General features: G+C 71.7%; 8 protein-coding genes. 3 read left to right on the top strand and 5 right to left on the bottom strand.

What is annotated here, in order from left to right:
- Nucleotides 1–128 precede the first annotated feature (128 nt).
- Nucleotides 129–1,163: a zinc-binding dehydrogenase gene (locus tag ACZ68P_RS35725; RefSeq protein ID WP_471013506.1), complete on the bottom strand. Its 1,035-nt coding sequence runs from the start codon at nucleotides 1,161–1,163 to the stop codon at nucleotides 129–131.
- A gap of 254 nt (nucleotides 1,164–1,417) precedes the next feature.
- Between ACZ68P_RS35725 and ACZ68P_RS35720 the strand changes: the two genes are divergently transcribed.
- Nucleotides 1,418–3,340: a primary-amine oxidase gene (locus tag ACZ68P_RS35720; protein ID WP_471013502.1), complete on the top strand. Its 1,923-nt coding sequence runs from the start codon at nucleotides 1,418–1,420 to the stop codon at nucleotides 3,338–3,340.
- A 72-nt stretch (nucleotides 3,341–3,412) separates the two neighbouring features.
- Here ACZ68P_RS35720 and ACZ68P_RS35715 read toward each other — a convergent pair whose 3' ends face one another.
- The gene (locus tag ACZ68P_RS35715; RefSeq protein ID WP_471013498.1) at nucleotides 3,413–4,717 is read right to left on the bottom strand and encodes an MFS transporter; all 1,305 of its coding nucleotides are present in this window, start codon (nucleotides 4,715–4,717) and stop codon (nucleotides 3,413–3,415) included.
- A gap of 320 nt (nucleotides 4,718–5,037) precedes the next feature.
- Between ACZ68P_RS35715 and ACZ68P_RS35710 the strand changes: the two genes are divergently transcribed.
- Nucleotides 5,038–5,787, top strand: a complete 750-nt coding sequence (locus ACZ68P_RS35710) for a class I SAM-dependent methyltransferase (RefSeq protein ID WP_471013495.1) — start codon at nucleotides 5,038–5,040, stop codon at nucleotides 5,785–5,787.
- A gap of 73 nt (nucleotides 5,788–5,860) precedes the next feature.
- On the opposite strand, the gene ACZ68P_RS35705 is transcribed toward ACZ68P_RS35710, so the two are convergent.
- From ACZ68P_RS35705 to ACZ68P_RS35695, 3 genes are read right to left on the bottom strand one after another with little or no spacing between them, the layout of a single operon-like run.
- A complete protein-coding gene (locus tag ACZ68P_RS35705; protein ID WP_471013494.1) occupies nucleotides 5,861–6,799 on the bottom strand; it encodes a phosphotransferase family protein in 939 nt (312 codons plus the stop codon).
- A 55-nt stretch (nucleotides 6,800–6,854) separates the two neighbouring features.
- Complete coding sequence (locus tag ACZ68P_RS35700) at nucleotides 6,855–7,775, bottom strand: aminotransferase class IV (RefSeq protein ID WP_471013492.1); 921 nt, start codon at nucleotides 7,773–7,775, stop codon at nucleotides 6,855–6,857.
- Entirely contained in the window at nucleotides 7,772–8,911 is a 1,140-nt protein-coding gene (locus ACZ68P_RS35695; RefSeq protein WP_471013490.1) for a GHMP family kinase ATP-binding protein, read from the bottom strand. The genes ACZ68P_RS35700 and ACZ68P_RS35695 overlap by 4 nt, the downstream gene beginning before the upstream one ends.
- Before the next feature lie 145 nt (nucleotides 8,912–9,056).
- On the opposite strand from ACZ68P_RS35695, the gene ACZ68P_RS35690 reads away from it, so the two are divergent.
- Nucleotides 9,057–9,602: an NUDIX hydrolase gene (locus tag ACZ68P_RS35690; RefSeq protein ID WP_471013488.1), complete on the top strand. Its 546-nt coding sequence runs from the start codon at nucleotides 9,057–9,059 to the stop codon at nucleotides 9,600–9,602.
- The last annotated feature ends 111 nt before the right edge of the window (nucleotides 9,603–9,713 follow it).

Genomic DNA, 9,713 nt, shown 5'->3' with positions numbered 1-9,713 from the left:
ACGCCTTTTGGCGTGCACATTTGACGGCCTATCATCTACCTGGCACGTCAACGCGCCGAAGCATGCGGGCAATGAGGTGCTCGACCCGGCGCGAGACGTGAGGTGCACGACGCGAACGAGCCGTCGTGTCAGGGCGTCACGAGCACCTTGAGCGCGGTCCTCCCGGCCATCGCGCGGTAGCCCTCGGGCGTCTCCTCCAGGCTGACGGTCCGGTCGAAGACCCGGCCGGGCTCCACCCGGCCCTCCAGGACGTCGGGCAGGAGTTCCTCGATGTACGCCCGGGTGGGCGCCACGCCCCCGGTGAGGGTGACGTTGCGGTGGAAGACGTCGAAGCCGACCGGTCCCTCCAGGTACTGCGGCACACCGACCCTGCTCACGGTGCCGCCGTCCCGAGCCACGCCGAACGCCGTCTCCAGGGCGGTCAGGCTGCCGACGCACTCCAGGACGGCGTGCGTGCCCCGGCCGCCGGTCGCCTCCCGGAGACGCTCGACGCCTTCCTCCCCGCGCTCGGCGATGACCGCCGTGGCGCCGAACGCGCGCCCCAGGTCGGTGCGTTCGGTGTGCCGGCCCATCAAGGTGATCTCCTCGGCGCCGAGCCTCTTCGCGGCGAGCACCGCCGACAGGCCGACGGCGCCGTCGCCGATCACCGTCACGGTCTTCCGGGGCCCGACCCCGGCGGTCACCGCGGCGTGGTGCCCCGTGGCGAACACGTCGGCCAGCGTGAGCAGCGAGGGCAGCAGGGCGGAGTCGGCCGGGACCGGCAGCTTGACCAGCGTGCCCTCGGCGCACGGCACGCGCACCGCCTCGCCCTGCGCGCCGTCCACGCCGTCCAGGCCCCACAGGCCGCCGCGCGCGCAGGAGGTGTGCAGCCCCTCGCCGCAGAACGAGCAGGTGTTGTCGGCGTACATGAACGGCGCGACGACCAGGTCGCCGGCCGTGAGTCCGGAGACCTCCGAGCCGGTCTCCTCGACGATTCCGAGGAACTCGTGGCCGATGCGCATGCCCTGTTCGTCGGGGGGCATGGCTCCGTAGTGCAGCAGGTCCGTGCCGCAGATGGCCGAGCGCAGCACACGCACGACGGCATCCGTGGGCTCCTTGAGCTGCGGGTCGGCGACGTCCACCACACGTACGTCGCCGGCACCGAACATCACAGTCGCTCGCATCAGTCTTTCCGATCACGTCGGTCTATCGTGGTCCCCGAACTCGTGCCCACGGAACGATCATTCGAACCGGCTTCGGGCAAGTACTGTCATGGGCATGGCAGATTGGGGGCGGGTGCCGGTTCACCGGCCACCCCCGGTCCTCGGCCGGGCCTGACCCGGTCCGCCCGCCGAGTGGCGCCTCTGGCGCCTCTCCCCCCTTCCCGACCCCTCGCTGAAAGGTGCTTCTCCTTCTCGTGTCTCACCGTGCTCCGACCGTGACACCGCCCACCCACCCGATCGCCATGCTCACCGCGGAGGAGGTGCACGCGGTCCGCGCGATCCTGGAGGCGGACGGACGGCTGGGTCCCTCCGTGCGTTTCGTCTCCGTCATCCCGGAGGAGCCGGGCAAGGCGAGCCTGAGAGCCTTCGTCCCCGGCTCTCCGGTCGACCGGCTCCTGCGCGTCCAGCTCCTGGACCGTGCGGACGGCGCGTCGTTCGAAGCGCTCGTCTCCGTCACCCGCGGCACCGTCGACTCCTTCGAGCGGCTGGACACGCGCCATGCCCAGCTGCCCATCCTCAACGAGGAGTTCGTGGCCGTGCAGGAGATCCTTGACGCCGATTCCCGGTGGCAGGAGGCTTTGGCCCGGCGCGGCCTGACGACGGAGACCGTGGTCGCGACGTCGCTGTCCGCCGGCCACTACGACATCGAAGGCGAGGCCGGACACCGCATCATCCGCGCCTTCGGCTTCGACCAGCCCCACAAGCACGACCTGCCCTGGGGCCGTCCGATCGACGGCCTGGTCGCCTACGTCGACCTGACGGAGAAGCGGGTGCGCGAGGTCATCGACCACGCGGTGGTGCCGGTGCCGGAGGATCCCGGAAACTTCCACGACCCCGCCTACACCGGGTCGCACCGCACCTCGATGAAACCCATCGAGATCACCCAGCCCGAAGGCGTCAGCTTCACGGTCGAGGACAACCTCGTCCGCTGGGAGAACTGGACGCTCCGGCTCGGCTACAACATGCGCGAGGGGCTGACCCTGCACGACATCTCGTTCTTCGACAGGGCACAGGACCGCGACCGCTCCGTGGTCCACCGCGCCTCGATCGCCGAGATGGTCGTCCCGTACGCCGACCCCTCCCCCACCCGCTTCTGGCAGAACTACTTCGACCAGGGCGAGTACCTCTTCGGCAGGTACGCCAACCCCCTGGAGCTGGGGTGCGACTGCCTCGGCGAGATCCACTACATCGACGCCGTCATCGCCGACGAGGCGGGCGAGCCGCTGACCATCCCCCACACCATCTGCATGCACGAGGAGGATTTCGGCGTGCTGTGGAAGCACACCGACCTCCTCGTCGGAGTGCACGAGACGCGCCGCCAGCGACGCCTGGTCATCTCCTTCTTCACCACCGTGGGCAACTACGACTACGGCTTCTACTGGTACCTCTACCTCGACGGCAAGATCGGTTTCGAGGCCAAGGCGACCGGGATCGTCTTCCCGTCCGGCTACCAGGAGGAACGCGGCGCCTACACCAGCGAGATCGCTCCCGGCCTGGGCGCCCCGTTCCACCAGCACCTCTTCTGCGCGCGGCTCGACATGGCGGTGGACGGGCACCGCAACGCCGTCGACGAGGTCGAGGTCGTACGGTTCCCGATGAGCGGGGAGAACCCGCACGGCAACGCCTTCGGCCGCCGGGCGACCAGGCTGCGGTCCGAGCGGGAAGCGCGGCGGAGCGCGAACCCGGCGCTGAACAGGGAGTGGCACGTCGTCAACCCGGAGGTCGTCAACCACCTGGGCCAGGAGGTCGGTTACGCGCTCGTCCCCGAGGGGCTGCCGACGCTGCTCGCGGACGAACGGTCCTCCATCGCCGCCCGCGCCGCGTTCGCCCGGCACCACCTGTGGGTGACCCGCCACGCCGATGACGAGCGCTACCCGGCCGGACACCTGGTCAACCAGCACGCCGGGGGCGCCGGGCTGCCGGCCTGGACGAGCGCGGACCGCTCCATCGACGGCGAGGACGTCGTCCTGTGGCACACCTTCGGCCTCACCCACTGGCCGCGGCCCGAGGACTGGCCGATCATGCCCGTGGACAGCTCCGGCTTCACCCTGAAGCCGGTCGGCTTCTTCGACCGCAACCCCACCCTCGACGTGCCGCCCAGCGGCAACGGCGGGCACTGTCACGGCGACGGGGCGTAGGAAGGGTGTCGCCCGTCGGGCGGCCGTCGCTCCGGCGCGGCCGCCCGACGGGCGAGCCCGCCGCGGCGCCCCTCAGTCCTTGAGCGGGTGGGCGACCTCGTCGGCCGGCAGCCGGGCCCACACCGTCGCCAGTACGGCCGCGACGCCCGGGACGACCGCGGCGATCACGAAGGTGGTGCGCGTGCCGATGGCGTCGGCCACCGGCCCCGCCAGCGCCATCGACACCGGCATCAGGCTGATGGAGACGAAGGAGTCGAGGGCGGCGAGGCGACCGAGCATGTGCGGCGGGACCCGGCGCTGCAGCAGGGTGCCCCAGATGACCGACGACGCGGAGAAGAGCGCGCTGAGCAGGAAGGCGGCCGCTATCACCACGCCGATGTGGTGGGCGTACCCGACCGCGATCAGGGGCAGGCAGCTGGTGCCCCACATCAGGTTCATCACGGTGAGGTAGCGCCGTGGCATGCGGATGGATGCCATGACCAGCGAGCCGGCCGCCCCGCCGATGCCGTAGGCGGCCATCACCCAGGCGTGATCGCTCGCCCCGCCCCCCAGCCGGTCCTTGATCAGGAACGGGATGAGCACCTCGACCGGGCCTGCCATCATCAGGATCATCACCGAGGCGAACAGCAGGGTCGCGAGCAGCCAGGGCGTGCGCACCACGTAGCCGTAACCCTCGCGCATGTCGGCCACGGCCGAGCGGACCGGGTTCGCGGAGTCCGGCTCGTCGCCGGCTTCCCTGCGCACCGGCGTCAGCGGCACCAGTGCCAGGGCGACGAGTCCCGCCAGGCAGGCAACGGCCGCGATGCCGAGCGCCGCGGCCGGCGAGGCGGCCCCCACGACCACGCCGGCCACGCCGGGGCCGATCGCCTGGCCGATGGTCGGCCTCACCATGCCCTCGAAGCCGTTGACCGCCATCAGGTCCCGCTCGGGGACGAGGGCGGGCAGCCAGGCGTTGTAGGCCGGATAGTAGAAGGCATGGGCCATGCCCGTGACCAGGGCGACCGCGGCGAGGTGCCACAGCTGGGTGGAGCCGCTGAGCGCGAGGGCCGAGACGAGGCCCATGCCGACGAGTTCGACCCCGGCGACGCCGAGCAGGATCAGCTTCTGCGGCACCCGGTCGGCCACGACGCCCCCGAGCAGGGCGGGAAGCAGGACGCCCACGGCCGCGCAGGTCGACACCACCGAGAGCTGGGCCGGCCCGCCGCCGATCCGCACGACCTCCCACACCTGGGCGACCGCCCAGACGCCCGCGGCGAAGGTGGAGAAGGCCAACGCGAACGCGAGCCGTCGGTATCCGGGATTCCGGAAAGGGGTCAGGGCGCGTGGCAGCCGCCGGCGCGGCGTCGGCTCCGCCGTCGCCGTACGTTGCTCGGTCATCTCATCTCCCGCAGGTCGGCCTCACAGCGCGGGCCGGCATCGCCGAACCATGTCGTCACGGAACGCGTCGGCGTTCCACCGTTCCGAGCCCGCGGTGGCTCTCCGGTCCGTGTGCCCCGGACGGCCGTCATGGTGCGAGATCGCACGACCGTGTTCGCGGCGTGACGCGTCAACGCCCCGGTGTCGCGGTACGGGTTGCGGTCGATCAGGATCGTACACACAGCTCGTGGGCGGTTCGGGAGGCTCTTGGTAACGTCGCCTCGACGGACATCCACCATGGGGCCCGTTCTCGCGAGGCCCCTTCTGCGAGTGGGAGGAACGTGCCCGAGCAGCCGCAGCCCCATCCTGCGTTCGAGGCCGACTACGACCGGTTCTGGCGGCGCTACCGCTCCGAGAAGGCCGAGGTCCAGGAACTCGACACCATCGAACTCCTCGGCGACCTGAGTCCCGGGATGCGCGTCCTCGACCTCGCCTGCGGCTTCGGCCGCATCGCCAACGGCCTCGCGGCGCGGGGCATCGAGGTCGTGGGGATCGACTCCAGCGAGCACCTTCTGGAGATCGCGCGCCAGGAGGGTCACCAGGGAGCGACGTATGCGCACGGCGACATGCGAGACCCCCGGGTGGACGGGGAGTTCGACGTCGTCCTGGTGTGGTCGACGTCCCTGGGCTACTACGAGGAGTCCGACGACGAGGCGACGCTGTCCTCGGCCCTGAGAGCCTTGAGGCCGGGCGGCCGCCTGCTGGTGGAGAGCCGCCACTGGGACGCCTTCGGGCGCACCTTCGACAGCTACACCGAGAAGAGCCACGGCGACGACGTCCTGCGCGAGTGGCACCGATACGACCCTCTGCTGGGACGGCAGGTCACCGAGCAGGAGGTCGTCGTGGGGGGCCGTTCCACCCGGCGCGCCTACCACGTCCGCCGCTACGGCATCCCGGAGCTGCGGTCGCTGGCCGTACGGCTGGGCTTCGACCGGGTGACCGCGCACGACGAGCTTGGGCGGACGCTGACGCCGACGAGCGAACGGGCGGTGCTGCGGGCCCATCGCCCGCTCGCCGACGCCAAGCGGTAGCGAGTGTCCTGTCGATATTGCCGGAGTCGCGACGGCCTGATCGACAGGACACCCCCCCAGAGCCGCCTCCTCCTCAGCCGAGGAGCGCGCGGACGACGTCGGGCCGGTTCAGGGCCGCGACGCACCAGGCGAAGTGACCGTCCTTGCCCTCGGCGTCGTACGCGTTCGCCGTGATCAGGGAGTATGCCGCGCGGTAGACGAGGAGCGCCTCGCGCTCATGGCCCAGGCGCTCCTCGATCCGCCCGTACAGGTCGAGTTCGGTCTCCAGGGCGTGCTCGCCGTACATGTCGAAGATCGAGGCCGCCACCGCGGCGTCGAAGACCGGGTCGCCCTCGGTCGTGAAGAAGCCCCAGTCGAGGACCGCGGTGGGGGTGCCGGCGTCGTCGACGAGGATGTTGCCCAGGATCAGGTCGCCGTGGATGACGGACCGCCGTCCGCTGTCGATCTCGCGCAGTCGGGTCCGCAGCGCGTCGAGCTTCTTGTCGAGGTCCTCGACGGCGGGGCCGAGCACGTCGCGGAACCGCTCCGCACGACGCTCGGCGAGTGCGTGGAGGGCCTGCGGGAAGTCCTCCGCGGCGTCGTAGAGGGAGACCTCCTCGTCCATGACGGACAGGGCCCGCCCTGCGGGCAGCGGTCCGCTCGCGGCCAGCTGGGCCAGGACGTCGACGAAGGCCGACCTGGCCTGGTCGCCGGTCATGCGGCCGGACTCCAGGTGGTCGGCCATCGTGGTGCCGGCGAGCCGCCGCTCGATCGTGACGCAGCGGCCCTCGAGGACGTGGATCTCCTGGATCCCCGGGACGGCGAACGCGAAGGGGCTTTCGGCCAGCGCGTCGTAGAACTCCCGGGTCCGCCGCAGGGCCGCCTCCGACTCGCCGAACCAGATCTTGGCGACCCGGTCCTGGTCGATCTCGTAGACGAGCCCTTCCATCCCCTGACCGAGCAGCCGGGGTTCCGCCCCGCCCGTCCAGCGGTGCAGGAGACGGGTCGCGTCGTCGTGGGTGGGGACGTGCATCAGGCCACCTTCTCTAGGGGGTTGTCGGGTCGGGCCCCGCGCGGCGCAGGAACGCTCACCACGCTACGCGAGTGTGGAGGGGGGACGGGGTGGCGTCGGCCGCGGTGCAGACGGCGCGATACCTGTCGAACAGCCGGCGGGCCAGGCCGTCCGCCCCGTGCCCGAGGGCGACGCCGTCGAAGGCGGAGACCTCGACGACCTCGTCGAGCGTGCCGCAGAGGAACACCTCGCGCGCCTCGTGCAACTCCTGGGGACGGAGGGAGCGTTGGGTGACCTTGAGGCCGAAGTCGTCTCGCAGCAGGTCGGTCAGGACGCCGCGGGTGATGCTGTCGAGCGCTCCGTCCTCGGGCGGCGGGCTGACGACACCGTCGGGGAACACGGCCATGACCGCCGCTCCGGCGGTCTCCGCCACGGTGCCCCGCGCGTTCAGGAGCAACGGCTCGTCGCCTCCGGCGCGGAACGCGGCCATGCGGGCGAGCCGGAAGGCGGAGTACACGGCGCCGCTCTTGGCCTGGGCGGGGAAGGCGGGGTCGTCGACGCGCGTCCAGGGGGTGCTGACGAGGCGCACGCTCCTCAGGGGCGCGCGTTCGCGGGTGTACGACGTGATGTACGCGCCCATGCGCATGCGCTCGGGGTCCCCGGTGTAGGCGCCGCTCTCGAGGTACAGGGTCGGGCGTATGTAGAGGTCGAGCTCGCTCGGTTCCGCCCGGATCAGGTCGAGCACGCCCTGCCGGAGCTCGTCGAGCGAGTGGGGCAGCGGAAGGTGCAGCAGCGCGGCCGAGCGCGCCAGGCGCCGGAGGTGTTCGTCGAGGGCGATCACGGCGTGCTCGGAGCGGTCGGCGATCTTGTACGCCATCACGCCCTCGAAGACGTTGACGCCCCGCATGGCGGTCTCGGTGGTCACATGGACCACGGCGTCCTGCCAGTCGCTCACCGCGCCGTTCCACCAGATCTTGGTCGGCTTTTCCAGGCTCATGACAGCTCCTTCTCCCCCGGCGGGGGCGCAGGGTTCGCGGTGGTGGTCGAGGCGACGCGCGGGTTCTCGGCCGCGGTGCGCGGCGCCGGCGGCAGGGCGACCGTGTCGTCGGTGCGGACGCCGTGGGGAGACAGGCGGAACGGCAGTTCGGGGGCGTGCGCGCGGGACATGGCCGCCCGGACGGCGGGCAGCGCCCGGTCGGGGACGCTGACCAGGACGTAACCGCCGCCGCCGGCGCCCACCAGCTTGCCGCCCTGGGCTCCGGCGGCGAGACAGCCGGCGAGCAGCTCTTCGGCGCGGGGGGTGGAGATGCCGCGCCCCAGAGCCGACTTGAGGTTCCAGTTCTCGGTCAGGAGGGGGCCGAACCGCTCGACGTCGCCCTCCTCCAGGGCCTTGCGGAAGGGGGCGACCAGGGTGCGGATCGCGTGGAGTTGCTCGACCCGGCGCGTGGGCCTTCCGGGGCGGCCGTCCGACCGGGCCGTCCGGTCGGCGTCCCGCTTGGCCGACGCCACGATCCGCGAGGCGTCGCGGCTGCCGCCCGTGTCGAACAGCAGCAGGTTGTGGTCGATCCACGAGGCCGCGTGGGGATGCGGCGTCAGGGGGGAGACGTGGACGTCTCCGCCGGTCCCGATCTCGATCGCCCCGAGCCCGCCGTGGGCCGATGCGAAGGAGTCCTGCGGTCCGACCATCCGGCCGGCGTGCCGGTGCTCCCAGGCGTACGCCGTGCGCGCCAGTTCGGCGGGCCCGGCGCCGGGGTGGAGCAGGCCGGCCAAGGCGACGAGGAAGGCTCCCGACGAGCCCAGGCCCGCACCCGCCCGGGCGCCGGAGGTGCTCGTCATCCTCCAGGGCCGCCGCCCCCAGTGCGGATGGGCGTGCAGGAGGGACGCGACCAGGTCGTTGAGTACGGGGTCTCCGGGAAGGTCTCCGGTGTGATCCGACCACCGTGTCTCGGACCGCTCGGCCGCCCCGGTCAAGTGGATGCGTATCTCGGCGTCGATGGCCATCGCGATGACGTCTCCCCCGAACTCGGCCGAGTAGTCAGGGAGATCGGTGCCGCCGCCCGCGAGGGATATCCTCAGCGGCGCCCGGCCGCTGACACCACCCACTCCGCTGGTCCAGTGTCCGTGCCGTGTCATTCGCTCGCTTGCCTCCCGGGTCCCAGCAACGCATCGAAAACTAGCACCGTGATCGTGACAGGCGCCCCCAGGGCGTGGGGAGAGCGTGCGACGATGACGCCGTCGCGCACGGACGAACGGCCCGCGGACAGGCACGGGAGGACCCATGACGCCACCGGATCACCAGCCGCGCCCCCGCCGGATCGGCGAGCGCCGGCTCCATCGCCTTTCCCCGTGGTTCGATGTCGTCGAGGCAGTGCTCCACGAGGGGTCCGAGAGCTCCACCTGGCACTTCCAGGACCACCCGGGTTGTGCCATCGCCGTACCGGTGACCGCCGCCGGCACCGTCCTGGTGTCGTCGGAGTACCGCATCGCTCTCGACCGCGTGGTCCTCGAGGTGCCCGGCGGCCGGATCGACGCGGGCGAGACGCCCGAACAGGCCGCCCTGCGCGAGATGTTCGAGGAGATCGGGGCGACGAGCGAGCGCGCCGTCTTCCTGGGACGGTTCCTCAACAGCCCCGGAAGCTCGAACGAGGTGACCCACGCCTACGCCGCGCTCGGGGCCGAGGTCGTCGCCCCACGCGAGGGCACGGTCGAGACCACGCTGGAGGCGCTCGTCACCGAGGCCGCCCAGGGGGACGGCGCGGACGCGTCGACGCTCACCGCACTCCTCCTCGCCCGGTCACTCGGCTTGGTGCGCCCGACGAGGTGAGGCCGGTTCCCCCCTCCGGCCGTCGGCAGAGACGCTCAAGTGGTTTTCCAAACAGGTGCGTTACATGCCTCGCGCGAGTCACCGCTCCCCAATTTGGTTGTGTGCAACGGG

The organism is Streptomyces sp. NPDC036822, from assembly GCF_055609145.1.
Note: the sequence above shows the minus strand (reverse complement) of the source record. Positions and strands in the feature narration are given on the sequence as shown.